24 protein-coding genes are annotated in these 26,087 nt (G+C 63.3%); 8 read left to right on the forward strand and 16 right to left on the reverse strand.

Going from position 1 to position 26,087, the window contains the following annotated elements; genetic code table 11:
* Positions 1 to 90: 90 nt before the first annotated feature.
* On the reverse strand, positions 91 to 405 hold the full coding sequence (locus HCN50_RS08150; protein WP_171709080.1) for a co-chaperone GroES: 315 nt from the start codon (positions 403 to 405) through the stop codon (positions 91 to 93).
* Positions 406 to 786: 381 nt separating this feature from the next.
* On the opposite strand from HCN50_RS08150, the gene HCN50_RS08155 reads away from it, so the two are divergent.
* Together HCN50_RS08155 and HCN50_RS08160 are read left to right on the forward strand one after the other, a co-directional pair.
* Positions 787 to 1,074: an usg protein gene (locus tag HCN50_RS08155; protein WP_171709081.1), complete on the forward strand. Its 288-nt coding sequence runs from the start codon at positions 787 to 789 to the stop codon at positions 1,072 to 1,074.
* Between the two features lie 209 nt (positions 1,075 to 1,283).
* Positions 1,284 to 1,823 (forward strand): cupin domain-containing protein, encoded by a 540-nt coding sequence (locus tag HCN50_RS08160; protein WP_171709082.1) that lies wholly within the window; start codon positions 1,284 to 1,286, stop codon positions 1,821 to 1,823.
* 97 nt (positions 1,824 to 1,920) lie between these two features.
* On the opposite strand, the gene HCN50_RS08165 is transcribed toward HCN50_RS08160, so the two are convergent.
* The 3 genes from HCN50_RS08165 to HCN50_RS08175 form a co-directional block, all read right to left on the reverse strand.
* Positions 1,921 to 3,171: a NupC/NupG family nucleoside CNT transporter gene (locus HCN50_RS08165; RefSeq protein WP_171709083.1), complete on the reverse strand. Its 1,251-nt coding sequence runs from the start codon at positions 3,169 to 3,171 to the stop codon at positions 1,921 to 1,923.
* Between the two features lie 112 nt (positions 3,172 to 3,283).
* The gene (locus HCN50_RS08170) at positions 3,284 to 4,048 is read right to left on the reverse strand and encodes an SDR family oxidoreductase (protein ID WP_171709084.1); all 765 of its coding nucleotides are present in this window, start codon (positions 4,046 to 4,048) and stop codon (positions 3,284 to 3,286) included.
* A 13-nt stretch (positions 4,049 to 4,061) separates the two neighbouring features.
* The gene (locus tag HCN50_RS08175) at positions 4,062 to 4,820 is read right to left on the reverse strand and encodes a proteasome-type protease (RefSeq protein ID WP_171709085.1); all 759 of its coding nucleotides are present in this window, start codon (positions 4,818 to 4,820) and stop codon (positions 4,062 to 4,064) included.
* Positions 4,821 to 5,100: 280 nt separating this feature from the next.
* Here HCN50_RS08175 and HCN50_RS08180 point away from each other — a divergent pair, with 280 nt between their 5' ends.
* Positions 5,101 to 6,714, forward strand: coding sequence for an ABC transporter substrate-binding protein (locus HCN50_RS08180; protein ID WP_171709086.1), 1,614 nt, complete (start codon positions 5,101 to 5,103; stop codon positions 6,712 to 6,714).
* Between the two features lie 125 nt (positions 6,715 to 6,839).
* On the opposite strand, the gene HCN50_RS08185 is transcribed toward HCN50_RS08180, so the two are convergent.
* The 3 genes from HCN50_RS08185 to HCN50_RS08195 form a co-directional block, all read right to left on the reverse strand.
* A complete protein-coding gene (locus HCN50_RS08185) occupies positions 6,840 to 7,679 on the reverse strand; it encodes a transglutaminase family protein (protein ID WP_171709087.1) in 840 nt (279 codons plus the stop codon).
* Positions 7,680 to 7,820: 141 nt separating this feature from the next.
* Entirely contained in the window at positions 7,821 to 8,765 is a 945-nt protein-coding gene (locus HCN50_RS08190; protein WP_171709088.1) for an alpha-E domain-containing protein, read from the reverse strand.
* A gap of 16 nt (positions 8,766 to 8,781) precedes the next feature.
* Positions 8,782 to 10,200 (reverse strand): circularly permuted type 2 ATP-grasp protein, encoded by a 1,419-nt coding sequence (locus tag HCN50_RS08195; protein ID WP_171709089.1) that lies wholly within the window; start codon positions 10,198 to 10,200, stop codon positions 8,782 to 8,784.
* A 219-nt stretch (positions 10,201 to 10,419) separates the two neighbouring features.
* Between HCN50_RS08195 and HCN50_RS08200 the strand changes: the two genes are divergently transcribed.
* From HCN50_RS08200 to HCN50_RS08210, 3 genes are all read left to right on the forward strand, one after another.
* Positions 10,420 to 11,157, forward strand: coding sequence for a competence/damage-inducible protein A (locus tag HCN50_RS08200; protein WP_171709090.1), 738 nt, complete (start codon positions 10,420 to 10,422; stop codon positions 11,155 to 11,157).
* A gap of 27 nt (positions 11,158 to 11,184) precedes the next feature.
* Positions 11,185 to 11,703: a xanthine phosphoribosyltransferase gene (gene gpt / locus HCN50_RS08205; RefSeq protein WP_171709091.1), complete on the forward strand. Its 519-nt coding sequence runs from the start codon at positions 11,185 to 11,187 to the stop codon at positions 11,701 to 11,703.
* Between the two features lie 102 nt (positions 11,704 to 11,805).
* Complete coding sequence (locus HCN50_RS08210; protein WP_171709092.1) at positions 11,806 to 12,420, forward strand: hypothetical protein; 615 nt, start codon at positions 11,806 to 11,808, stop codon at positions 12,418 to 12,420.
* 67 nt (positions 12,421 to 12,487) lie between these two features.
* On the opposite strand, the gene HCN50_RS08215 is transcribed toward HCN50_RS08210, so the two are convergent.
* The gene (locus HCN50_RS08215) at positions 12,488 to 13,510 is read right to left on the reverse strand and encodes a methionine synthase (RefSeq protein ID WP_171709093.1); all 1,023 of its coding nucleotides are present in this window, start codon (positions 13,508 to 13,510) and stop codon (positions 12,488 to 12,490) included.
* Positions 13,511 to 13,823: 313 nt separating this feature from the next.
* Between HCN50_RS08215 and HCN50_RS08220 the strand changes: the two genes are divergently transcribed.
* Both HCN50_RS08220 and HCN50_RS08225 read left to right on the forward strand, forming a co-directional pair.
* Positions 13,824 to 14,435 carry a 2-hydroxychromene-2-carboxylate isomerase gene (locus HCN50_RS08220; RefSeq protein ID WP_171709094.1) on the forward strand — a complete coding sequence of 204 codons (612 nt, stop codon included), beginning with the start codon at positions 13,824 to 13,826 and terminating at the stop codon, positions 14,433 to 14,435.
* A complete protein-coding gene (locus HCN50_RS08225; RefSeq protein ID WP_171709095.1) occupies positions 14,435 to 15,409 on the forward strand; it encodes an NADPH:quinone oxidoreductase family protein in 975 nt (324 codons plus the stop codon). The genes HCN50_RS08220 and HCN50_RS08225 overlap by 1 nt, the downstream gene beginning before the upstream one ends.
* Before the next feature lie 134 nt (positions 15,410 to 15,543).
* Here HCN50_RS08225 and HCN50_RS08230 read toward each other — a convergent pair whose 3' ends face one another.
* From HCN50_RS08230 to HCN50_RS08265, 8 genes are all read right to left on the reverse strand, one after another.
* Positions 15,544 to 16,434, reverse strand: coding sequence for a crotonase/enoyl-CoA hydratase family protein (locus HCN50_RS08230; RefSeq protein ID WP_171709096.1), 891 nt, complete (start codon positions 16,432 to 16,434; stop codon positions 15,544 to 15,546).
* Positions 16,435 to 16,583: 149 nt separating this feature from the next.
* Positions 16,584 to 18,008, reverse strand: a complete 1,425-nt coding sequence (locus tag HCN50_RS08235) for an amidase (protein ID WP_171709097.1) — start codon at positions 18,006 to 18,008, stop codon at positions 16,584 to 16,586.
* On the reverse strand, positions 18,001 to 19,173 hold the full coding sequence (locus tag HCN50_RS08240; protein WP_171709098.1) for a M20 aminoacylase family protein: 1,173 nt from the start codon (positions 19,171 to 19,173) through the stop codon (positions 18,001 to 18,003). Before HCN50_RS08240 ends, HCN50_RS08235 begins: the two co-directional genes overlap by 8 nt.
* Positions 19,174 to 19,178: 5 nt before the next feature.
* On the reverse strand, positions 19,179 to 20,708 hold the full coding sequence (locus HCN50_RS08245; protein ID WP_171709099.1) for a M81 family metallopeptidase: 1,530 nt from the start codon (positions 20,706 to 20,708) through the stop codon (positions 19,179 to 19,181).
* A 229-nt stretch (positions 20,709 to 20,937) separates the two neighbouring features.
* The gene (locus HCN50_RS08250) at positions 20,938 to 22,578 is read right to left on the reverse strand and encodes an ABC transporter ATP-binding protein (protein WP_171709100.1); all 1,641 of its coding nucleotides are present in this window, start codon (positions 22,576 to 22,578) and stop codon (positions 20,938 to 20,940) included.
* Positions 22,579 to 22,694: 116 nt separating this feature from the next.
* Positions 22,695 to 23,585, reverse strand: a complete 891-nt coding sequence (locus tag HCN50_RS08255) for an ABC transporter permease (RefSeq protein WP_171709101.1) — start codon at positions 23,583 to 23,585, stop codon at positions 22,695 to 22,697.
* A gap of 12 nt (positions 23,586 to 23,597) precedes the next feature.
* A complete protein-coding gene (locus HCN50_RS08260; RefSeq protein ID WP_171709102.1) occupies positions 23,598 to 24,539 on the reverse strand; it encodes an ABC transporter permease in 942 nt (313 codons plus the stop codon).
* Positions 24,540 to 24,779: 240 nt separating this feature from the next.
* Positions 24,780 to 25,910: a M20/M25/M40 family metallo-hydrolase gene (locus HCN50_RS08265; protein ID WP_171709103.1), complete on the reverse strand. Its 1,131-nt coding sequence runs from the start codon at positions 25,908 to 25,910 to the stop codon at positions 24,780 to 24,782.
* Positions 25,911 to 26,087: the final 177 nt, after the last annotated feature.

Below are 26,087 nucleotides of genomic sequence, written 5' to 3' on the forward strand. Positions count from 1 at the left end.
TCTGGTTTCCCTGAGTTGATGCTTGTTTCTCACCCTGTCGGGGAGGCGCCTTGCGGGCGCTCCTCAGGGTGAGCGTGGCAGGCGACTAGCTTAGGCGGCCTTTTTCTTCGTGGCGGAGACGTCGAGCACGCCCATGATGTCGGACTCCTTCATGATCAGGAGCTCCTGGCCGTCGATCTTGACCTCGGTGCCCGACCACTTGCCGAACAGCACGCGGTCGCCGACCTTGAGATCGATCGGGATCAGCTTGCCGGTTTCGTCACGGCCGCCGGGGCCGACGGCGACGATTTCGCCCTGGGAGGGCTTTTCCTTGGCAGTGTCCGGAATGATGATGCCGCCAGCGGTCTTCTCTTCTGCGTCGATGCGTTTGACGACGACGCGGTCGTGAAGCGGACGGAAGTTCATGCAGTCCTCCTAAACATTTGGGAATGTTGTCGAATTTTGGAATTTTGGCAGTCCGTGCCAGCGAGTGCCAGCGCGGCTGCGGGTGATTTAGGCCAGACTTGTTCGGGGGACAAGGGCTTCTAGCAGAAAAATTAGCACTCAGGCACACCGCCTGCCAATTTTGTTCGGCATGATTAATCCCGGTGGCGGGCGCTCCCATGCCCCTATTAGCACGTGCGGTAAGCTGCTGCTAACGCGCGAATTTTCAACACATCATTAAACATTTAGGCTTGTGATAGGTTGGTATCGTGCGTCACATTTCTCTCATGTGAGCGCATCTCCGCCGGGGTGGCTCGGTGTGTGGCCACCACGACAATGCGCTCCTGAAATGGAGGTATTGGCATGGTCTCGCGGGTTGGAGTTGTTTCCGACGACTTCCGGAAACAGGTGCTGGGTTACGGGCTGACGACGGCGCAAATCCTGTATCGGATGCCGGATCACCCTTCATTGCTGCAGACCTATGTCTGGCAGGATTACGATCTGTTTCCGAAATTCCCCGCGCTGAAGGATTTCCTCGCTTTCTGGCAGGAAAAGCTTGATGGCCCGCTGTTTTCCGTAACGGTTGCGCATTCCAAGCTGATCAAGCCGGCTGAGCTGCGCGCGGTCGACGGCGTATTCAGGCTGCATTGAAGTCAACCCTCATGGTGAGGAGGCGCGCCAGTGCCGTCTCGAACCATGCAGCCCTGGTGGTGCCATTCATCCTTCGAGACGCCTGCCGCGCAGGCTTCTCAGGATAAGGTCTGACAGAGGATGGCGGGCATGGCGCGATGCGCCTTTGCCCACCCGATCGAATCGAATTCGTGTTAGCCTCCCGCGATAATCAAAAAAGGGAGGCACCCATGGCCAAAAGGAAAGTGGCATCACGACCCGCGGCGCAGCCCGCCGTGAAGAAGAAATGGTCGGGTCACAACGCAGCCGCAAAATCCGCAGTCCGCAAGACCATCAAATCCAAAGGACGCGTGTCGAAGGCCAAGCCGGCAAGAAAGGCGCGGCCGAAGCAGACCATCGCCATCAGCCATCACCGCGAAGAAGATTTCAAGGCCGACGGCCTGCGCGCTTACGCAAAATACCGCGACCTCGGCATCAAGGATGCGACGCATGGTCTGGCGCAGGCGCATGTGATCCGCCTGCAGGGGCCCTGCAATCCCGCGGAAGTTTCAAAACTGCACTACCACGACGTCGAATTTCAGATGGTCTACGTGCTCAAGGGCTGGGTGAAGACCTACATGGAAGGGCAGGGCGAGACGCTGATGAAGGAAGGCAGCGCCTGGACCCAGCCGCCGCGCATCAAGCACCTGATTATGGATTATTCCGACGACGTCGAACTGCTGGAAGTGATCTTGCCGGCGGATTTCAAGACGGTGGAGTTGGCGTCGTAACCTTCGGCGTCATTCCGGGGCGAATGCGAAGCATCGAACCCGGTCTCGAGGTTCCGGGTTCGACGCTGACGGTCGCCCCGGAACGACGGAGAGAGCGTCACGTCATCACCCCCACCACCGCCCCCATCAGGCACGTCGTGATCGTGCCCGAGACGATCGACTTCAGCCCGAGCGCATTGATCTCCTCGCGCCGCTCCGGTGCCATGGTGCCGAGACCGCCGATCATGATGCCGAGGCTGGCGAAGTTGGCAAAACCGCACATCGCATAAAGCATGATCAGCCGCGAGCGCGGGTCGAGCGCATCGGCGCCGAGCTTTGAAAGCTCAAGATAGGCGATCAGCTCGTTCAGCACGGTCTTGGTACCCATCAGGCTTCCGGCCGTGACGGCCTGCCCCCAGGGCAGGCCCATCAGCCAGCACACCGGCGCCATCAGGTAGCCGAGCAGTCGCTGCAGCGAAATTTTTGCACCGCCGATCTCGGGCAACAGTCCGAGGATTGCATTGACGAGATAGACCAGCGCCACCAGCACCAGCAGCATCGCGACGATGTTGAGCAGCAATTCGAGCCCCGCCGCAGTGCCCTTGGCGATGGCGTCCATGGTCGAGGATGCGTGCATGTCGGGATCTTCAAGCGAGCCGCCGGTGCGTTTATCGGAAGTCTCCGGCACCATGATCAGGCTGACGAGGATAGCGGCCGGCGCGCCCAGCACGGATGCGATGACAAAATGCGCAGCCGCGTCCAGGATCAGCGGCGCGAGGAAGGTGGCGTAGAGCACCAGCACGGTGCCGGCGATGCCGGCCATGCCGCCGGTCATCACTAGGAACAATTCGCTGCGCGTGAGCTGCGCGAGATAGGGCCGGATGAACAGCGGCGCCTCGACCATGCCGAGAAAGATATTGGCCGCAGTCGACAGCCCAACCGCGCCGCCGACGCCGAGCGTGCGCTCCAGCAGCCGCGCCATGCCGCGCACAATCGGCGGCAAGACGCGCCAATAGAACAACAAGGTCGTCAGAACGCTCATGACCAGCACGATCGGCAGCGCCTGGAACGCCAGCACGAAATCCGCGCCCGGCGCCTTGAGATCGAACGGCAATGCGCCGCCGCCGACATAGCCGAACACGAAGGAGGTGCCGGCGCGCGTCGCCGCCGCGATGGTGTTGACGGCATCGTTGATGGCGCCGAACGCCTTTGCCACCGGCGGCAGCTTGAGCAGCACCAGCGCGGTGACGATGGTGACCGCCAGCCCGATCGCCACTTGACGGAGCGACACGGCGCGGCGGTTCTCGCCGCAGGCCCATGCGATCGCCAGCAACGCCAGCACGCCAAAAGCCGATTGCAGTTGCAGCATGAATCCCCCAAACCCGGCAGCGATTATGCCAGCCTTGCCGAGTTGTGAAAACCCAGCCAGCGCTGCGGAGTATGGGTCCGCGTGTTCGCAGGGACGACGCGGGTGGATTCGATCAGCCCCGTCCCACGAATGGCATCTTGGTCGCCATGACCGTCATGAACAGCACGTTGGCATCGAGCGGCAGGCTCGCCATGTAGGCGACGGCGTCGCCGACCGCCTTCGCGTCCATGCGCGGCTCGTGCTTCATCGTGCCGTCGGGCTGCATCACGCCGGGGCCGGCGACCATGCGGTCGGTCATCGGGGTTGCGGCATTGCCGATATCGACCTGGCCGACCGCGATGTCGTACATGCGGCCATCGAGGTTGGAGGCCTTGGTCAGGCCGGTGATTGCGTGCTTGGTCGAAGTATAGGCCGCGGAGAACGGCCGCGGCGCATGCGCGGAGATCGAGCCGTTATTGATGATGCGGCCGCCGCGCGGGTTCTGGTCCTTCATAATACGGAAGGCGTGCTGGGTGCACAGGAAGGGGCCCGTGAGGTTGGTGTTCACCACCGCCTGCCACTGCTCGAGGCTGAGGTCCTCGAAATTGACCGGCGGCGCGCCCATGCCGGCATTGTTGAAGAGCACGTCGAGCCGGCCGTAGGTATCCTTCACCTTGGCGAACAGCGCCGCGATCGAATCGGGCTTGGTCATGTCAGCGGAAACGCACATGCTCTTGCCGACGTTGTCGCCGAGCCTCTTGGTTTCCTCCAGCATCTCCATGCGGCGCCCGGCGAGCACGACGATGTAGCCGGCATTCATCAGCGCCAGTGATGCGGCGCGTCCGACGCCGGTGCCGGCACCGGTCACGAGTGCGATCTTGTTGGTTGCGTCGGCCATTGTTTCCTCGCCTTCAGTTTTTGGTTTCTGTTTCGGATTTGTAGGGGGGTCTTGGAATATTCTGGTGGGCCGCCCGCAAGGCCGCCGACCAGCGCGAGCGCAGATCGTGGAAATAGGGTTCGCCCGCCTCGATGCGGTGGTTGAGATCGGCCTCGCAGGCATCGGTGCGCACCACCAGAATGTCGATCGGCAGGCCGACGCCGAGGTTGGAGCGCATGGTCGAATCCATCGAGATCAGGCCGGTCTTCAGCGCCTCATAGAGCTCGACATCGTAATGCATCGCGCGGTCAAGCACCGGCTTGCCGTATTTGTGCTCGCCGATCTGCAAATAGGGCGTATCCGTGGTGCATTCGATGAAATTGCCGGCGGTGTAGACCATGAACAGCCGCATCCGCGAGCCCTTGATCTGCCCGCCGAACAGGAAGGAGACGTCGAAGGAGACATCTTCGGACCGCAGCGCCGGGCCTTCGGTGGCATGGACCAGGCGGATCGCTCGCCCGATACGCTGCGCCGCCTGGAACATGGTCGGCGCGTTCATCAGCGTCTCGACCTCGCCGGTGTTGGGATCTGCGAAGCCCTCGGTCAGGGTCGACAGCACGGACTGGCTGATCGCCAGATTGCCGGCGCTGGCAATCGCCATGATGCGCTCGCCGGGGTTTGAGAAAATATGCAGCTTGCGAAAGGTCGACACATTGTCGAGGCCGGCATTGGTGCGGGTATCCGCGATCATGACGAGACCGTCCCGCACCAGAATTCCGCAACAATAGGTCATTCAAAGTCCCCGAACGCATCCGTTTTCGGCGGCCAAACTAGTAGCCAATTTCGGGGGGGCATCCAACCCCCATTCCCCGTGGCGCGGCATGCGCCCGCCGGATGGGGAACGCATGCGGAAATCGGCGCGGAATCGGGTCCGTCGCGGTCATGTGGTTGCCGAGCAAGGCTGCGAAGCTCCGAACTACCGAAACTGCGAGTATTGATTAAGCCGGCGGCCTCCGGCACTCTGGCTGTTCGACAAGAACAAAAAGCAAGAACAACAAGTCTGGGAGGCTAGCATGCGCGCCACGCGGTCACTGTTCAAACCAGCCGCAGCCATCGCGCTAATTTGCCTCATCGCAGTTTCCGCGTTCCCCGCCATGGCGCAGAAGAAGGGCGGCACGCTCAGGCTCTATCACAACGACAATCCGCCCTCGACCTCGCTGCATGAGGAAGCGACGATTGCCTCGGTGACGCCGTTTGCGGCCATCTTCAACAACCTCGTGGTGTTCGATCCGGCCAAGGTCCATGAGAGTATCGATACAGTCATCCCGGATCTGGCCGAAAGCTGGTCGTGGGATTCCACCAACACCAAGCTGACCTTCAAACTCAGGCAGGGCGTGAAATGGCACGACGGCCAGCCGTTCACGGCCAAGGACGTGCAGTGCACCTGGCGGATGCTGATCGGGAAGGGCGGCGAGACCAAGGACTTTCACCGCAACCCGCGCAAGGTCTGGTACAGCAAGCTGCAGGATGTTTCCATCAACGGCGACTACGAAGCGACGTTCGAGCTGAGCGAGCCGCAGCCGAGTCTGCCGGTGCTGCTGGCGAGCGCGTTTTCGCCGGTTTATCCCTGCCATGTGCCGCAGCAGGTAATGCGCACCAAGCCCATCGGCACCGGGCCGTTCAAATTCGTCGAATTCAGGCGCGGCGAATCCGTCCGTCTCGTACGCAATCCCGATTACTGGAAGAAAGATCGCCCCTATCTCGACGAGATCACGTTCCGGATGATCGACAGCCGCGCCACGCGCATGCTGGCATTTGCGACCGGCGAATACGACATCACCTTTCCCTCCGACGTCAGCGTTCCCCTGATGAAGGACATGAAGGCGCGGGCGCCGCACGCGATCTGCGAGATGACGACCACGGGAGTGCAGATCAACCTGATGGTCAACCGCGTCAATCCGCCGTTCGACAATCCGGAGATCCGCAAAGCGATGTCGCTCGTGCTGGACCGAAAACCTTTCAACACGATCCTGATGGAGGGCTTGGCGCGCATGGGCGGTGCGATGCTGGCCAAGCCCGAGGGCGAGTGGGGCATGCCGCCGGAAATGGTGTCGCAGCTCACGGGCTACGGTCCTGATACAGAGAAGAACATCGCCGAGGCGCAGGCGATCATGCAGAAGCTCGGCTATAGCGACGCCAAGCCGCTGCAGATCAAGATCCAGACCAGGAACCTGCCGACCTATCGCGATCCCGCCGTGATCCTGACCGACCAGCTCAAGAAGATCTACATCACAGGCGAACTCGACATCCTCGACACGCCGCGCTGGTACGCGCGGCTGGCAAAGAAGGACTACACGATCGGGCTGAACTTGACCGGCGTCAGCGTCGATGACCCCGACGGCAACATCGTCGAGAATTATTCCTGCAAGTCGGAGCGTAACTATACCCAATACTGCAACGCCGAGGTCGACCGGCTGCTGGCGGCGCAATCGAGCGAGCTCGACAAGGAAAAGCGCAAGAAGATGGTCTGGGAGATCGAGCGGCTGTTGGTCGAGGACGCGGCGCGGCCGATCATCCTGCACTCGTCGGCCGGCAATTGCTGGCAGCCCTACGTGAAGAATTTCCGGCCCCACGCCAACAGCCAGTACAACAATCTGCGGTTCGAGGAGGTGTGGCTGGATAAATAAATCTCACCACTCATGGTGAGGAGCGCGTCTTCGCGCGTCTCGAACCACGTGGCCCCGATGTACCCGCGGCCCATCCTTCGAGACGCGCTTCGCGGCTCCTCAGGATGAGGTCGAGCTTGCGGGTTCTACTGCGACTGGCTCTGCCACTGGCCCGGCCGCCCGGCCTGTTCGACCCTCACCGCGACCGTCAACGTTTCCGCGCCCCCGCCATAGCGGGTGCCGCGCACCGGAGCTGCGCCGAGATAGTCGAGCCCGATGGCGACGCGGGCATGGGCGTCGGTGGTGCAGATGCCGTTGGCGGCATCGAAGCCGACCCAGCCGAGGTCAGGCACGAAGGCCTCGGCCCAGGCGTGGCCGGCCTGCTGGTGTATCAAGCCGTCAGAGCGCAGGAAGTGTCCGGAGACGAAACGCGCCGGCACGCCGCCGGAGCGGGCGCAGGCGATGAAGATGTGCGCATAGTCCTGGCAGACGCCGCGCTTCAGAGCAAAGGCTTCGGCCGCCGACGTGCCCGAGTTGGTGGGATCCTCATCGAACGTCATGTGCTCGTTGATCTGCACCATCAGCGCATGCAGGAAGCCGAGCACGTCGCCGTCGGATTCCGAACGCAGCTCGCGGGCGAATGTCGCCATCGCCGGGTTGACGGCAGTGAGCGCGGTCGACCTTAGGAACAGGCTCGCGGGGAACCGCTCGTCGGTGCCGCGCAGCACGCCGCCGGTATCGTGGGTCTCGATCAGCCCCTCGACCTTGATGGTGAGATCGGCGATCGGGCCGTGGGTGAGAACATGGGTGACGTTGCCGAAGGCGTCCTGGTGCATGTCGAGGCGCGAGTCGGTCGAGACGTCGATCTGCCATTCGGCGACGTATTGCCCGTCATGGCTGCCCGGCGTCATGCGCAGGACCTGGATCACGCCCGTGGCCGGCGGCTCGTAGCGATAGCTCGTGGTATGGGCAATTCGCAGGCGCATGGGGTACCCGGATAGTGCTTCGGATCGTCATGCCCGGGCTCGTCCCGGGCATCCACGTCTTTTGCTGGATCGGCATAACAAGACGTGGATGGCCGGGACAAGCCCGGCCATGACGGCGTTTGGTTTCGTTCGTCCGCAATCTCAAATCAAATACTGCCTGGTGATGATCTCGCCCAGCCTTGAATTGTCCGCGATGAATTCCTGGATGAACTCGTGGACGCCGTGCTGGAAGATATCGTCCATATGGCTGTGTTCCAACCGGTTGCGTACCCCGCGGGCGTGGCGCTGGGCGGCGCCCTGGCGGCCATAGGCGACGCCGATCTGGTCGAGGTTGCGCACGAGGTTGCTGTAGCAGCTCATCAGCGACCGCGGCAGCGTATCGTTCAGGATCAGGAGGTCGGCGATCAGCCACGGCTTCAGCGTCTCGCGATAAACCCAGTGATAGGCAGTCAGCGCCGACACCGAGCGCAGGATCGAGGTCCATTGATAATAGTCCAGCGGGCCGCCGACGTGCTCCTCCTCCGGCAGCAGCACATGATATTTGACGTCGAGAATGCGGGCGGTGTTGTCGGCGCGTTCCAGATGCAGCCCGAGCCGCGAGAACCAGTAGGCGTCGTTGCGCAGCATGGTGCGGTAGGCCGAGCCGTCGAAGCGCAGCGAGGTCTCCTGCACGAAGCGCAGGAAGCGCGCCAATTCCTCTCGGCTCGACGTGCCCTTGCCCCAGACTTCCTGCAATTCGAGCCAGGCCGAATTGATGGTGTCCCACATCTCCGACGTCAGCGCGGTTCGCACCGAACGCGAATTGAGCCGCGCCGCCTCGATGCAGTTCTTGATCGAGGAGGGGTTCGCCGGCGAGAACGCCAGATATTCGACGACGTTCTGCTCGCTGGCTTCCGGATAGACCTCGTAGAAGCTCGTGCTGACGCCGGCCGTCAAAAGCGCCGATTCCCACTCATTGGTCTTGCCGATATAGGCGGCGGGCAACGCGGTGACGCGCAAGGTCGCGTCGATGGTGCGCGCAATATATTCGGCGCGCTCGACATAGCGGGCCAGCCAGTACAGGTTCTCGGCGGTGCGCGACAGCATGCGAAGGTTACGCTCTCTATTCGTCCAGTATCCAGGTGTCCTTGGTGCCGCCGCCCTGGCTGGAATTGACCACGAGCGAGCCTTCCTTCAGCGCCACCCGCGTCAGCCCGCCCGGCACGATGGTGACGTGCTTGCTTCCCGTCAGCACGAACGGCCGCAGGTCGACATGGCGCGGCGCGAGGCCGGACGCGGTGCAGGTCGGACAGGTCGAGAGCGCCAGCGTCGGCTGGGCAATAAAACCTTGCGGCTCGCGCTTGAGCTTGTCGCGGAACGCCTCGATCGTTGCTTTTGTCGCGGCGGGGCCGATCAGCATGCCATAGCCGCCGGAGCCATGCACTTCCTTGACCACCAGGTCGCTCAAATTATCGAGCACGTAGGACAGGTCCTTCGGCTCGCGGCAGCGCCAGGTCGGCACGTTCTTCAGGATCGGCTCTTCGCCGAGATAGAATTTCACGATTTCGGGCATGTAGGAGTAGATCGCCTTGTCGTCGGCAATGCCGGTGCCGACCGCGTTCGCCAGCGTGATGTTGCCGGCGGCATAGGCCGACATCAGCCCGGGCACGCCGAGCGCCGAGTCGGGGCGGAAGGTGAGGGGGTCAAGAAAGTCGTCGTCGACGCGGCGGTAGATCACGTCGATGCGCTTCAAGCCCTCGGTAGTGCGCATGAACACCTCGTCGTTCTTGACGATGAGGTCGCGCCCTTCGACGAGTTCAATGCCGAGCTTGTCGGCAAGGAAGGAGTGTTCGTAGTAAGCGGAATTGTAGACGCCGGGCGTCATCAGCGCGACCGTCGGCTCCGCCGAGGCGGACAGTGGCGCCACCGAGCGTAACGCGGCGAGCAGTTCGTCGGGATACCGTTCGACCGGAGCGACGCGGTGGCGGGCGAACAAATCCGGAAATAACCGCATCATGATTTCGCGGTTTTCCAGCATGTAGGAGACGCCGGACGGCGTGCGGGCATTATCCTCCAGCACGATGAAATTGTCGGCGTCGACCCGGACGATATCGATGCCGGCGATGTGCACGTAGACGTCGTGCGGCACGCTCTGGCCGTTCATTTCGGGGCGGAAGACCGGGTTCTGGAAGATCAGGTCGTCGGGGATGAGGTTGGCCCGCAGGATGTCGCGGCCGTGGTAGATGTCGCGCAGGAACATGTTGAGTGCGCGGACCCGCTGCTTGAGGCCCTTTTCCAGCGTGGCCCATTCCTTGGCCGATATGATCCGCGGGATCACATCGAACGGGATCAGCCGCTCCTGCGCTTCCGCGTCGCCATAGACGGCGAAGGTGATGCCGATCCGGCGGAACAGGAGTTCCGCCTCCTGCCGGCGATATTCCAGGGCGTCCGGAGGCGTCTCCTTCAGCCAGCGGGAGAGCTCCCGATAGGCCGGACGGAGGTCGCCGCCGGGCCCGTTCATTTCATCAAAGGCAACTGCCATAAACCCTGACTATCTCTCGACGCCATGCGGCACAGTGCATGACTTCACGGGATGGTAGCAAGGCTCGGGCCAGCGCGATATGCATTGGCTGGCGGCATTTCGTGTGGGTAGCCCGCCGCGCTGCCCTAAAAAAGGGCTGCCGGGTGCTTATTTCGGCAGCAAATCCCGTGACATCAATGCGTTGCTTGCGCAAGGTACGGGGACAGGTGGGGAGAAGTCATGAGCGAGATCGTCACGGCGGGTATTCTGGTCATTGGCGACGAGATCCTGTCCGGCCGGACCAAGGACAAGAATATCGGCTTCATCGCCGAATACCTGACCAACATCGGGATCGACCTCAAGGAAGTCCGCATCGTCGCCGATGACGAGAGCGACATTGTCGACGCTCTTAATGCACTGCGGAATCGCTACACTTACGTCTTTACCACCGGCGGCATCGGGCCGACTCATGACGACATCACCGCCGACAGCGTCGCCAAGGCCTTCGGCGTCAAGATCGACCATCATCCGGAGGTGGTGGCGCGTTTCCGCGAGCGTTGGAGCGAGCAGGATCTGAACGAGGCGCGGCTGCGCATGGCGCGGGTGCCCGACGGCGCGGAGCTGATCCAGAGCGCCACCATCCTGGCGCCCGGCTTCAAGCTCGGTAATGTCATCGTGATGGCCGGTATCCCATCGATCATGCAGGCGATGATGGACATCGTCGCCCCCAAGCTGAAGTCGGGCGTGCGGATGCTCTCCGACTCGGTGACGGCCAATGCGCGAGAGGGCGATATCGGCGGGCCACTGCGGGAGATTGCCAAAGCTCACCCCGACACCATCATCGGCAGTTACCCGTTCATGGACGAGGACAAGAGGCCGAACACCAATCTCGTCGTCCGCTCCCGCGATCCCGAAAAGCTCAACGCCGCGATGGCCGCGGTGAAGGAAATGCTGGCGGGATTGAACGTGGCGCGGTAGCAGACCGGCAAAACGAGGCGAAGCAAGGTGGCAGACAACAATTCCGAACCGAGCGCCGAGGCGAAGGCGGGCCGGCCCTTTCCGGTCTCCTGGGATCAGTTTCACCGGGATTGCCGGGCGTTGACCTGGCGGCTCAACGAGGTCGGGCCGTTTCACGCGGTGGTCGCGATCACCCGCGGTGGTCTCGTGCCGGCGGCGATCGTGGCGCGCGAGCTCGGCCTGCGCGTGATCGATACCGTCTGCATTGCGAGCTATGACCATACCAGCCAGGGCGACCTGCAGGTACTCAAGGGCGTGTCCGCCGATGTCGCCAGACTCGGCGGCGGTACCGGCAAGGGACTGTTGATCGTCGACGACCTCGTCGACACCGGCGCCACCGGGCGGATGGTGCGCCAGATGCTTCCCGATGCGCATTTCGCCACGGTCTACGCCAAGCCGAAGGGCAAGCCGCTGGTCGACACGTTCATCACCGAAGTGTCGCAGGACACCTGGATCCATTTCCCCTGGGACACCGCGCTCTCGTACCAACCGCCGATCCGGCCGTGACTGCCTCGTCATTCCGGGGCGCGAAGCGAACCCGGAATCTCGAGATTGCGGGTCTGGTCCTTCGGACCATCCCGGAATGACGGAGTGTGATGAAACGTTCACATGCCCCTGCAAAACCGCGTCACCCCCACCGGCGACATCATCGCAACGGCGCATCGCGGCCTGTTCACCGGCAACCGCGGCATCATCCACGATCCCGCGACCAAGACCCTGCTTAAAAGGCGCTGGTCGAGCCCGGCCTGGATCACCTGCCTCTGCGAGTTCAGGGGCTGGCGGCGGCCGGTGATGGAGCGGCGGAGCTGGACCGAACTGTTCTTTCTCGATGAAGCCACGGCCTTCGCCGCCGGCCACCGCCCATGCTTCTTCTGCCGCCGCGACGACGCCAACCGATTTCGTAGCTGCTGGGAAAAGGGCAACGGCGTTGCGGACATTCGCGCGCGAGAGATGGATAACATCCTGCACCGCGAGCGGCTGGAGGGTGGCAGAAAACGGCTGCATCCGCTGCCGATGCCGGTCGCGCAATTGCCCGATGGCGCGATGGTGCTACGGGGCGAAGAGACATTTCTGATCGTGCAGGGCAGGGCGCTGCAGTGGTCTGTGGCCGGTTATCGCGAGGCTGAAGGCACAATCGGGGACGTAATGCTGCTGACGCCGCCGTCAACGCTGCGCGCGCTTGGCGCCGGATATCGTCCGATACTCCATCCGACTGCCAGTTAGTCTAGTGAGGCGATGCGGCTCGCACGGTCTGCCTTCTCCCACGCAAGCGAGAGAGGGAATGGAAGCATCACCCCAGCCGCTCCCTCGCGAGTTTCGCCCCCGCGCCGAGCGCCGCCAGCTTCGCTTCCGCAATATCCCGCCGCATTGGCGCCATGCCGCAATTGGTTGTTGCGACGATGTTGCTGAGCGGCACGAATTTCGCGACCTGCTCGATCACCTTCACGACATCCTCGGCCGTCTCCACCGTGTCGCTGGCGACGTCGATCACGCCGGCCTGCACGACCTTGCCGGGCAGCAGCGCCAGGAGATCCAGCGGCACTTTCGAGTTGCGGCACTCGATCGCCACCTGCTGGATCGGGCTTTTCGCAATCGCCGGGAAGATGTCCTCATATTGCCGCCACTCGTTGCCGAGCGTCTGCTTCCAGTCAGTATTGGCCTTGATGCCGTAGCCGTAACAGATGTGCACGGCGGTGGTGCAGGTCAGCCCTTCGGCGGCGCGCTCGAGCGCCTTGATGCCCCAGTCGGAGACCTCGTCCATGAAAACGTTGAAGGCTGGCTCGTCGAACTGGATCACATCGACACCGTCGGCCTGCAACGCCTTGGCCTCGGTGTTGAGCAGTTCGGCGAAGGCGAACGCCATCTTGACCTTGTCGCCGTAATATTTGTCCGCGACGGTATCGGCGATGGTCATCGGGCCGGGCAGGGTGAATTTCAGCTTGCGGGTGGTGTGGGTGCGGGCGACGCGGGCCTCGTCCGCATGGACGCGGCCCTTCAGCGTCAGCGGCGCTGTCACCTGCGGCACCATCGCCTTGTAGCGGTCGTTCCGGATGCCCATCTCGACCTTGTGGGCGAAATCGATGCCCTCGACCTTCTCCAGGAAGCCGTGGACGAAATGTTGGCGGGCCTGCTCGCCCTCGGTGACGATATCGACGCCGGCATCCTCCTGCAGCTTTACCGCCAGCATGGTCGCGTCGCGCTTGGCGCGGGCCAGCTCATCGCCCTTCGACTTCCAGGGCGCCCACAGCATGTTGGGCTCGGCCAGCCATTCCGGCTTCGGCAGAGAGCCTGCAATGGTGGTTGGAAACAGCATGGGAGCCTCCCGATGGGTTCTGATTGAGCGCCTGTTTGCCATGTCTTATGGTCAAGGTACAGAACAACGAAAGTCGCCACTGCCGGGGATATCCCGCACTTCGGCAGCTGGGGAAGCCATGATCGACCTGCACTACGCGCTGACGCCGAACGACTGAAAGATCTCGAGCTTCCCTAGGGAAGGAAATAATCTATCCCCTCATGGTGAGGAGCGCAAAGCACGTCTCGAACCATGAGGCCAAAGACGGGCCTGCATTTTTCGAGACGCCGCCGCGCGGCTCCTCAGGATCAGGGGCAACGCAAAGGAAAACCTCATGCTTGAATTCTTCTTCGACTGCTCCAGCCCCTGGACCTATCTCGCCTTTCACAACATCCAGCCGCTCGCCAAAGAGCTCGGCGTCGAGATCATCTGGCGGCCGATACTGGTGGGCGGCATCTTCAATACCGTGAACCCCAGCGTCTACGCCGCGCGCGAGACGCCGGTGCCGTTGAAGGCGCGATACATGAAGAAGGACCTAGCCGACTGGGCGCGCTCCGCCGGGCTCACGATCAAGATGCCGCCGACGGTATTTCCGGTGAACAGCGTCAAAGCAATGCGTGGCTGCATTTGGCTCGGTAGCAAGGATATGGTGCCGTTCGCGCGCGCGGTGTTCGAGGCCTATTGGGGCGAGGACAAGGACATCTCGCAGGATTCGGTACTGACGGAGATCTGCAAGAAGGTCGGCATCGATCACGTCAAGCTTTTCGACGGCATCGGTCAGCAGACGATCAAGGACCAGCTCAAGGCCAATACGGACGAGGTGATGGCGCGCGGCGGTTTTGGTTCGCCCACCATCTTCGTCGGCAAGACCGATATGTATTTCGGCAACGACCGGATGCCCTTGATCCGCGAGGCGCTGGAGCGTCTGAAGGCGCAGGCTGCCTGATGCCGAAGGCCGTCGTCTGCCGCGAACTTGGCCCGCCGGAGAAGCTGCGCCTGGAAACATTTGCTTCCGTGCCGCTGGCGCCAGGGCAGGTGCGCGTCGCCATCCGTGCCGCCGGGATCAATTTCCCGGATATATTGATGGCGGCGGGCGAATATCAGCTCAAGCCGCCGCTGCCTTTCACGCCGGGCGTCGAAGCCGCCGGCGACGTGATCGAAGTGAGTGAGGCGCAGGGCGTTGCGGTCGGCGACAGGGTGATCGTCAAGATGCGCCACGGCGCCTATTGCGATGAAGTGGTCGTTACACCCTCGCAGCTCGTGAAGTTGCCATCGACGTTCGACTATGCCGAGGGCGCGACGTTTTTGGCGGGTCACGGCACAGCCTATCACGCGCTGATCGACCGCGGGCAGCTTCAAGCCGGCGAGGTGCTGCTGGTGCATGGCGCCGCCGGCGGCGTTGGCCTTGCCGCCGTCGAACTCGGCAAGCTGCTGGGCGCGACCGTCATTGCCACCGCTTCGAGCGATGAGAAGCTGGCGATCGCCAAGACAAGGGGCGCCGATCACCTCATCCGCTACGACCGCGAGCCGTTTCGCGAAGCCGTCAAGCGCGTCACCGATGGGCGAGGGGCCGACGTCGTGTTCGATCCCGTCGGTGGCGAGGTGTTCGAGAGCTCGATGCGCTGCATCAATTGGGGCGCGCGGCTCTTGATCATCGGCTTCACCGGCGGCATCGGTGTTGCGAAAACCAACCTCTTGATGATCAAGGGCGCAAGCGTACTTGGTGTTCGCGCCGGTGAAGCCGTGCGGAGAAATCCCGCGCTCGGCGAGATCAGGATCAAGGCGCTGACGGAATGGGCGGAAGCCGGAAAAATCCGCCCCAACGTCTCGCATCGCCTGCCGCTGGAAGATTATGCGAAGGCGATGCGGCTGTTGATCGAGCGCAAGGCAATCGGGCGCGTGGCGTTGGTGATGGGGTAGTTTCCCGTCATGCCCCGCGAGGCGGGGCATCCAGTACGCGGCGGCTCATCGGTTCAATCACGCTGGTCTCGGATTACTGGGTCACCCGCCTTCGCCTTCGCGGGTGACGACAGCGTCAGGTGGGATGACCGCGCTTATTTATACTGCCGCTCCGTCCACCACGGGAAATAGTCGGGCATATCGGTGGAAACCTTGTTCTTGAACTGCGCCGGGCGCTTTTCCAGGAACGCGACCACGCCCTCCTTGACATCCTCCGAGCGGCCGCGGGCATAGATGCCGCGGCTGTCGACCTTGTGAGCCTCCATCGGATCGTCGGCGCCCAGCATGCGCCACATCATCTGCCGGATCAGCGCGACCGAGACCGGTGCGGTCTTGGCGGCGAATTCCCTGGCGAGCGCGCGGGCGGTCGGCAGGAGATCATCCGGCGGCACGACCTTGCTGACGAGGCGGCCGGCGAGCGCTTCCTGCGCCGGGAAGACGCGGCCCGAATAGCACCATTCCAGCGCCTGCGAGATGCCGACAATGCGCGGCAGAAACCAGCTCGAGGCGGCTTCCGGCACGATACCGCGCTGGGAGAACACAAAGCCGAAGCGCGCGGCTTCCGAGGCGATGCGGATATCCATCGCAAGCTGCATGGTGACACCGATGCCGACCGCCGGGCCGTTGACCGCGGCGATGACGGGTTTGAGGCACTTGAAGATGCGCAGCGTCACCTGGCCGCCACCGTCGCGCACCTGCGGATCGCTGTAGTCGACCGCGCCGCTGGCAAGCCGCTTCACCGGCCCACGTCGCGCGTCGCGGTCAAACGTATTGGCGCCGGAGGAGAGGTCTGCTCCCGCGCAGAAGCCGCGGCCTGCGCCGGTCACGATGATGGCGCGAATGTTGTCGTCCCTGTCGGCGGCATCGAAAGCGGCGATCAGCTCCTGTTGCATGGTGGCGTTGAAAGCGTTGAGCTTGTCGGGCCGGTTCAGCGTGATGGTAAGAATCTGGTCGTCGACCTCGTACTTGATGGTCTCATACGCCATGGACTGGGTTTCCTCTGTGTGTTCTTGTTTGGCTGCTTAACGCATCGTCATGTCCGGCCTTGGGCCGGGCATCCACGTCTTTCTTGTCCATCGAGCGTAAAGACGTGGATGGCCGGGACAAGCCCGGCCATGACGGAGACAAGGCGAATTTACTTCCCCGGCGGCGACGGCCACGGCCGCTGCGCACCGCGGAGGCCTTCGAACGCCTTGGCCATGCCGAGCACGCCGAGATCATCGAAGCGTCGGCCAATGATCTGCACGCCGATCGGGAAGCCGTTCTTGTCGTAGCCGCCATTGATCGAGATGGCCGGATTCTCCGACATATTCCACGGCACGGTATAGCAGATGTGCTCGAACGGTCTGTCGGGATCGTTGATGGGGGATGCAAACTCGGCCGGAAAGTTCACCACCGGCGATACTGGCGAGATCACGTAATCGAGTTCGTGGAATAGCTTTGCAGCCGCGGCGCGGATCGCCATCGTGGCGTTAAAGCCCCTGATGACGTCGACGCCGGAAAGTCTTGCGCCGGCTTCCGCCCATTTGTGGATGTAGGGCAGTGTCTTGGCGCGCTCCTCGGGCGAAAGTTTTGAGAGGTCGTCCCACAGCCGCGCCCGCCAGAAATTATCGAGCCCGTCGAGCATCTCGCGCGTCAGGATGCCGTCGACTTCGGTCACGACGGCGCCGGCTGATTCGAACGCCTTGGCCGCATTGACGGCAACGCTTCGCACTTCGCTTTCCAGCGCCTGACCGGTGCCGGCATCAAGCATCAGGCCGATGCGAAGCTTGCGTGGTGACTTGTCGAGCGCTTTCCAGGGAATGGTACTGTCGGCCGGCAGGCTCATGCCGTCGCGGCGATCCGGCTTCGACAATACGCACATCATCAGCGCCGCATCGTCGACGGTGCGGGTCATCGGACCTGCGACGCGGCCGACATAGGGCGGATCGATCGGAACCCGCCCGAGGCTGGGTTTCAGCGCGACGAGGCCACACCAGCAGGCCGGCAGCCGCACCGAGCCGCCGATGTCGGTGCCAAGATGCAGCGGGCCATAACCGGCCGCGCCGGCGGCGCCCGCGCCGGCGGAAGAGCCGCCAGGATTTTTGGTGAGGTCCCAGGGATTGCGGGTGAGGGGATGGAAGCTCGAAAGACCCGACGACAGCATGCCGTAATCCGGCATGGTCGTCTTGGAGAAGATGATCGCGCCGGACTCGCGCAAGCGCGCGGCGGGCGGGGCATCCCGCTCAGCCGGTACCAGCCGGATACTGGCGGTGCCGAGCGGAATCGGCTGGCCCTTGGTAGCGATGTTGTCCTTGATGGTAACAGGCACGCCGTCGAGCGTGCCGGTCGGCTCGCCCCGCTGCCAGCGGTCGGTCGATGCCGTTGCGGCCGCACGCGCGCCGTCGGGGTCGAACAGATAGAGCGCCTTGATGTGCGGCTCCCACGCCGCGACGTGCTCGATGACTTCCTCCAGCACTTCCGAGGGCGAGAACTGCTTGGCGCGATAGCCGGCGATCAGGTCGACCGCGGAAAGGTCATGCAGCGAGGTGATCTCTTCTTCGGATGCTGGTTTATGCATGCGAACCTACCGGCAAACGGGTTTCGATGATGCGGGCGAATACGCTGGCGCCGATCGGCAGGATCTTGTCGTCGAGGACGTAGCCGGGATTGTGCACCGGCACCGAGCCGTCATGGCCGATCCAGAAATAGGCGCCGGGTACCTCCTGCATCATGTCGGCAAAGTCCTCGCTGCCCATCTTCGGCATCGAGCGCGTGAAGACGCTGGCGGGATCGACGATCGTCTTGGCCGCCGCTTCGACCACCCTGGATTGTTCTTCCTGGTTGACGAGGACACTGAACGTGTCGCGGATGTCGATGGTTATTTCGCATTCGAACGTCGCGGCAACGCCGGCGCAAATCTTGCGCATGCGGTCGCGGACCAGCGCGCGCACGCCGTCGTCGAAGGCGCGCACCGTGCCGCCGAGCCTCGCCTCGCCAGGGATCACGTTGTTGGCGGAGCCGGCATGGATCTGCGTGACCGACAGCACCGCCGCCTTCAAGGGATCGACGTTGCGGCTGACAATGGTCTGCAGCGCCTGCGCCAGCGTGGTCGCGATGACCACCGCGTCCTTGGAGCGCTCCGGCATCGCGCCATGCGCGCCGTAGCCCTGGATGGTGATATCGAAGAAGTCGGCGCCGGCCATCGCAGGCCCGGGCAGGATGGCGATCTCGCCGTGGTTCAGGTCCGGCGCGTTGTGCAGGCCGTAGACCTCATCGCAGGGAAACTTCTGGAACAGGCCGTCCTTGATCATGGCGCGCGCGCCGCCTAGCCCTTCCTCGGCGGGCTGGAAGATGAAATGCACCGTGCCGTCGAAATTCCTGGTCTCGGCCAGGTAGCGCGCGGTGCCGAGCAGCATGGTGGTGTGGCCGTCATGGCCGCAGCCGTGGAAGCGGCCGGGAATGGTCGAGCGCCATTTCAGGTTGGTATTCTCTTCCATCGGCAGCGCGTCCATGTCGGCGCGCAGCCCGATGCGCTTGCCGCCATTGCCCTTGCCCTTGAGCACGCCGATCACGCCGGTGCCGCCGAGGCCGCGATGCACCTCGATGCCCCATCCCTTCAGCTTCTCCGCGACGATGCCGGAGGTGCGCACTTCCTCGAAGCCGATCTCGGGATGGGCATGCAGATCCCGCCTGATGGCGGTGAGTTCCTCGGCGTAGCCGTCGATGCGTTCGATGGTGGGCATGTCTGTTATCCCGTGACTGACGATTTGAATGATTGGGTTGAAGGCATGAAGGCCGGGCCGTTGGGCTTGATGCGGATGCCCGGACGCAGCCGCGTCCAGGGAAGGGCCGCGGTATCGGCCGGCATCGCGCCGGGCGCCGCGCAGATCAAAAGCTTTTCGGCGATCGGTTCGAAATCGGCGCGAAAATGCACCGAGCTCTTGTTGACCAGGATTTTCTGTTCAGTCGGTTCGATGCCGACATAGCGATACATCGCTTGATCGGCGAGCTGCGCCTTGTAGGAGCCGACGACGACCCTGACGTCACCGATGCGCAGGCAGGCCGAGGGGCCCATGTCCATGTCGCGGCCGCCGTAATAGGGACCGGGCGCCACGAACTTGCCGTCGGACAGTTGTTCGACGACGAACGTTTCCTTGTAAGGCGCATCGCCCGCTATGCCTGACTTGCCGCCCAGCGACAGGGTCACCGTGGCGCCGGCGCCCGCCGCATGCGCGGCCCTGGCTGATTCCGGATCGTAGATCACGCCGGTTGCGGCGGAAGCCTTGTTGCGCACCAGCGCGCGCAGCATGCCCGTGGTATCGGAATCGCCGCCTGCGCCAGGGTTGTCCTGGGTGTCGGCGATGACGATCGGTTTGCGCGCGGCCTTCGCCAGCTCCATCGCCAGACGCACGCCGTCGTCCGGCGCATAGATGCGGCCGTCGAAATCGTCCTCATGGCCCTCGACGAGCGCGACGATCCCGTCGGCTGCCGCATCGGCATCGGCCTGCGTCCTTCCATAGGCAAACACGCTGGGCCCGCAATGGGGAAAATCCGCTGCCGGGAAACCGGGCGCGAACGACAGTGTCGGCACCGCATCATTTTCGAGCGCCGCGAGCTTTTCATAGATGCCCCTGGTCGGCTGGTCGCTGGTGCACTGCCAACTGATCGGGATCAGGAACGGCAATTGCCGGAACGCCTTGGCAAAGCGCTGCCCGCTCTTCAACAACAGCGCGAGGTGCCTGGCGCAGGCGCGGCCGGTGTCGGCCATGTCGATGTGAGGGTAGGTGCGGTAGGCGATCAGCGCATCGGCATGGGCGATCATCTCGGGCGAAACATTGGCATGGAGATCGAGGCTTGCGACCAGCGGCAGGTCGTTGCCGATCAGCTTGCGCACGCGGGCGAGGATTTCGCCTTCGCCATCGTCGTAGTGTTCGGTCACCATGGCGCCGTGCAGATCGAGATAGACGGCATCGATAGGCCCGGCATTGGCGATGCCGTCGATCATCTCCTTCATGACGCGTTCGAACGCATCCTTCGTGACGTGCGCCGAAGGGCTGGCGGCTGCGGAGATGGTCGGGACCAGCTCCCAGCCATTGGCCTCCGCCGCCTCGACGAAGCCGGCGAGGCCAACGTTGATCTTGCGCATGACCTTGAGGACGTCAGGCCCATGCGCCATGGCCGGCCAACCGCCGCCGTGAACGAAATCCTGGTAGGTCGCCTTGGTCGGCGCGAACGTGTTGGTCTCGTGCAGAAAGCCGCCGACGGCGATGCGGGTCATAGTGTCTCAGCCAGTGTTTTGGTTGGGGGACGTTAAGCGGGACATCGTGGCAAGTGCAAGGATTGAAGCAATTCCGTTTTGCATGCCGCGTGGGCGTTAGTAATTGTCTTGCACTGCAATTAGCCCTGTCATTGCGAGCGAAAGCGAAGCAATCCATCTCTCGGCATAACGGATAGATGGATTGCTTCGTCGCATTCGCTCCTCAGCAATGACGGGGAGAGCCTTCGCGCTAATCCGCCGCCACTTCCACCGGCCGGAAATTGGCAAAATCCCAGCCCCGACCCGGGGCCGCATCGAGCAGCGCCTTGGTATAGGCCTGTTGCGGGTGGGTCAGCACCTGCGCGGCCGGGCCCTGTTCCACGATCCGGCCATGCTGCATCACAGCGACGTCGTCGCAGATTTGCGCCGCGACGCGAAGATCGTGGGTGATGAACAGAAGCGCGATGCCGAGCCGCTTCTGGATTTCGTCGAGCAGTTCGAGCACCTGCGCCTGCACGGAGACGTCGAGCGCGGATACCGCTTCGTCCGCAACCAGAACGTCAGGATCGAGCGCAAGTGCGCGTGCAATCGCGATGCGCTGGCGCTGGCCGCCGGAGAATTGATGCGGATAGCGCGAGACCGCATCCGCCGGCAGATCAACCAGTTCGAGCAGTTCGCGCGCCTTCGCCAGCGCCTCCGCACGCGGCATGCCGTAATTGATCGGGCCCTCGGCAATGGTCTCGCCGACGGTGACGCGCGGATTGAGCGAACGATAAGGGTCCTGGAAGATGATCTGGATCTTCTTGCGGTGCGGCTGCAATAGCCGCCGCGACAGGTCGGAGATTTCGCGGCCTGCCAGCCGCACGCCGCCGGAAGTCGGATCGATCAGGCGGACGATGCAACGTGCCACTGTCGATTTGCCCGAACCGCTTTCGCCGACGATGCCGAGCGTGCGGCCCTTGCGCAGCGTGAGGGTAACATCCTTGGCGGCGGCGACTTCGCGCGCCTTTCCGAAGAAGGAACGCTCGCGGTAGACCTTGCCGAGCTCGTTGGCTTCCAGCACAACCGGCTCATCGGTCTCCGCGCGTGGCGCCCGTGGCACCAGGCTCGGCACCGACGAGAGCAGATTGCGGGTATATTCCATCGTCGGCGTGCGCAGGATGGTGTCGAGCGTGCCGGTCTCGACCAGCCGGCCGTGGCGCATCACCGCGACGCGGTCGGCGATTTCAGCCACCACGCCCATGTCGTGGGTGATGAACAGCACCGCGGTGCCGTGATCCCGCTGCAGGTCGCGGATCAGGGTCAGGATCTGCTTCTGCGTGGTGACGTCGAGCGCAGTCGTCGGCTCGTCCGCGATCAGGAGTTTCGGTTCGAGCACCAAGGCCATCGCGATCATGATGCGCTGGCGCTGTCCGCCGGATAATCGGTGCGGGTAGGAGGCAAAGATTCGCTCCACGTCGGGCAGCCGGACATGCTCCATCATCGCCAGGATCTTCTGACGCCGCGCGCGGGCGTCGAGATCGGTGTGGGCGCGCAACACCTCGTCGATCTGGCGCCCCACAGGGACGACCGGGTTGAGCGCGGTCATCGGCTCCTGGAAGATCATCGCCATCCTTGTGGCGCGCAATTGCCGCAGGCGCCGTTCGGTGGCGATGAGCAGTTCCTCGCCGACCAGCTTGACGCTGCCGCCGGTCGGCACCAGCGCGCCCTTTTGCAGGAGGCCCATCACGGTCAGCGAGGTCACCGATTTGCCGGAGCCGCTTTCGCCGACCACGCACAGCGTCTCACCTTCGCGCACCTGCAAGGAGACGCCGTCGATGATGCGCTGGCCGGATGGATTTTTGCCCAGGCTAACGACGAGGTTGTCGATGTCGAGGATGATGTTGGTCATGCTGCTGCTCTTTCAGGCGTCATTGCGAGGAGCGCAGCGACGAAGCAATCCAATCTTTCTCAGTGCGGCGAGATGGATTGCTTCGCTTCGCTCGCAAGGACGGGGTGAGGTCTTGGTCATTTGCCCGCCTCCCGCTGCTTCATGCGCGGATCGAGCGCATCGCGGGCGGCGTCGCCGATCAGATTGACGCTCAGAATTGCGATCGACAGCAACAGGCCCGGCCAGAAGATCAGCGACGGCTTGACCTGGAAGTAGGCGCGGCCCTCGGCCATGATGTTGCCCCAGGTCGGCGTTTCCGGGCTGATGCCGGCGCCGAGGAACGACAGGATCGCCTCGGTTAGAATGGCGGAGGCGGCGACGTAAGTGCCTTGCACGATCAGCGGTGCCACCGTGTTCGGCATCAAATGCCGCCACATGATTTTCGGCAGGCTGGTGCCGACCGAGATCGCGGCCTCGACATAAGGCTCCTCGCGTGCCGACAGCACGACGGAGCGCACCAGCCGCGCCACACGCGGGATCTCGGGAATGGTGATCGCCACCATCACCGTCATCAGGCTGGCGCCGGACAGCGACACCACGGCGATCGCAAGCAGGATGGATGGAATCGCCATCAGGCCGTCCATCACCCGCATCATAACGGCATCGACCCATTTGAAGAAGCCGGAGACGAGGCCGATCACAAGCCCGATGCTGATCGAGAAGATCGCAGCTCCCAGGCCGATCAGAAGCGAAATCCGGCCGCCATAGATGATGCGTGACAGCAGGTCACGGCCATAGGCATCGGTGCCGAGCAGGAATTGCACGCTGGATGGTTTCAGCCGCTGCGCCGGCGCCAGCAATTGCGGATCATGCGGCGCGAGCAGGGGGGCTGCGATCGCCATGGCGATGATCAGCCCAAGGCAAATGGTCGCCACCGCGATGATCGGCGTCGCCGTGAGGAATCCCAATCGTGGCCGGAACGGCGTGGTGACCGGGATTGACGGTTCGGGAAGGGTTTCGATCGCCATCAGTAGCGGGCCTCAATAGCGGATTCTGGGGTCAAGCAGGGTGTAGGCGAGGTCGATCAGGAGATTGACGGTGACATAGATCAGCGACGTCAGAAGGATCATCGCCTGGATCACGGGATAATCGCGCGCCAGCACCGCATCGACAGTGAGGCGGCCGATGCCCGGCAGGTTGAACACGCTCTCGGTGACGACGACGCCGGAGATCAGCAGCGCAAAGCCGGTGCCGATCACGGTGATGACGGGAACGGCGGCGTTGCGTAGCGCATGGTGCAAGAGCACGCCGGTCTCGCTGATGCCCTTGGCGCGCGCCGTGCGGACATAATCCTCACCCAGCACGTCCAGCATTGCCGCCCGCGTCATGCGTGCGATCAGCGCGACGTAGATGAAGGAGAGCGTGCAGGTCGGCAGGATGATGCGCTCGAAGAACGGGCCAAAGCCCGCAGTGATGCTGCGGAAACCCTGCACCGGCACCCAGCGCAGGTCGATCGCGAAGATCTGGATCAGCAGATAGCCGATCACAAACACCGGCACGGAGAAGCCGACCACCGACAGGCCCATGACGAAGCGGTCGATCCAGGTGCCGTGCTTCCACGCCGCGATCACGCCGAGCGGCACCGCAACCAGAATGGCGAGGACGATGGTGGAAAGCGCGATTGAGATCGAGGGCTCGATACGCCGGCTGATCATCGTCAGCACCGGTACGTTGGAAATCAGCGACGTGCCGAGATCTCCCTGCAACAGCTTGCCGATCCAGGTGAAGAACTGGGTATAGAGCGGCTCATTGAGGCCGAGCGTGGTGCGGATACGCTCGAGTTGTTCGGGCGTCGCATTGTCGCCGGCCAGAATCGCAGCGGGATCGCCAGGCGTCAGCCGCAGCAGGAGAAACACAAACAGCGCGACCACGCCCATCACGGGAATGGCGGCGAGAATGCGGCGAAGCAGATATCCGAGCATCTTGATCCGTTAGTTGTTAAGTGAATTGGGCAGCGCCGGTTCTAAACGTGATGTCCGCGCCACCAGCGTAACATTTCAGCAAGTCCCGTGCCATTGCGCCTGCGTTTTTTGCGATGCAGCTAGGCGGTGGGGAAAGTGGAGCCGTCATTGCGAGCGCAGCGCGGCAATCCATTCTTCCTTTGCGGGACTATGGATTGCTTCGTCGCTTCGCTCCTCGCAATGACGGCAGATAGACCATCCTTACTCCAGCGTCGCCAAGAGTCCCGCCATCAACCGGCCGCGTTCGGCGAGGCTATCGACCTCAATATGCTCGTTCAGCGTATGGGCGTCGGCGCCGCGGACGCCGAGCCCGTCGAGCGTCGGGATGCCCATCGCGCCGGTAAAATTGCCGTCGGAGCCGCCGCCGGCGCTGCCATGGGATAAACTGAGGCCCATCTCTGCCGCAATCCCACGCGCCTTTTCATACAACGCCATGGTGCCGGCGTCGGGTTCCCAGACCGGGCGGGTCACGCCGCGCGTGACCGTGAAGGTCACGTCGTTGCTGGTGCCCGATAGCGCCAGCATCCGCTCGATGCCGCGGTCGAGATCGGCTTGGCGCTTGGCCATGCTCAGCGCCTCGCCGGTGCAGGTGGTGGCGACGCAATTGACCCATTGGCCGCCATGCACGATGCCGACCGAGAACGTACAATCTTCGGTCGTCATGCCGTCGATCGCTATAATCTGGCGTGCCATTTCGCGGATCGCGGAGCGGCCGGAGGAGAGCGTCGCGCCGGCGTGGCTCGGCCGGCCGATCGCTTCCAGATTGAAGCGCGCGATCGCGTAGCGGCCGGTGACGACGCCGTTATTGGGGCGGCCGGGCTCCGGCACCAGCACATATTTGTTGCGCGCCGCTTCCGCCTCGATGATGTCGCGGGTTGATGGCGTGCCGACTTCCTCGTCGGGCGTGAACAGCACGGTGATCGGCAGCGGCGTCGTGAAAGCGGCGCGCGCCAGCTGCCGGATCGCTTCCAGCGAAAGGTAATTGCCGCCCTTCATGTCGAAGATGCCCGGGCCGAAGCATTTGTTGCCCTCGCGCCGCCATTGCAGCTTCTCGATCGTGCCGACGGGATGCACGGTATCCATGTGGCCGGCGATCAGGATGCCGGGCTCGCCTTGCCGGGGGTGAGGGAAGCGGGCACGGACGCAGCCGGCAAAACCCTGGCGGCCGGCGATGCGCTCGATGGTCGCACCCATGATTGCCATGTCGCGTGCGGCGAGGTCCAGCATGCGCTCAACCGCGCTCTTGTCCCAGGTCGGGCTTTCGCATTCCACCCAGCTACGCAGCCCCTGCAGCATGGCCTCGGAATCAAAGGGAAGATTGGCTGGGTTCATGGATTTCTCTTGAGGGTTCTTAGGTTGATTATCGAACAGCCGGCGTGGCCCGGTGTCGTTACGAGAATGATCTGCCGCGGATTTGTAAAGTGAAACATGAGCGCATGGCGGAGTCGGATCCGCAGGGTGTTGCGCTGTCAAAGCCGATTGACGCGCCGCGCGCTTGATGCAAGTCTT

Origin of the sequence: Bradyrhizobium archetypum (genome assembly GCF_013114835.1) — a bacterium.
GTDB classification, from domain to species: domain Bacteria; phylum Pseudomonadota; class Alphaproteobacteria; order Rhizobiales; family Xanthobacteraceae; genus Bradyrhizobium; species Bradyrhizobium archetypum.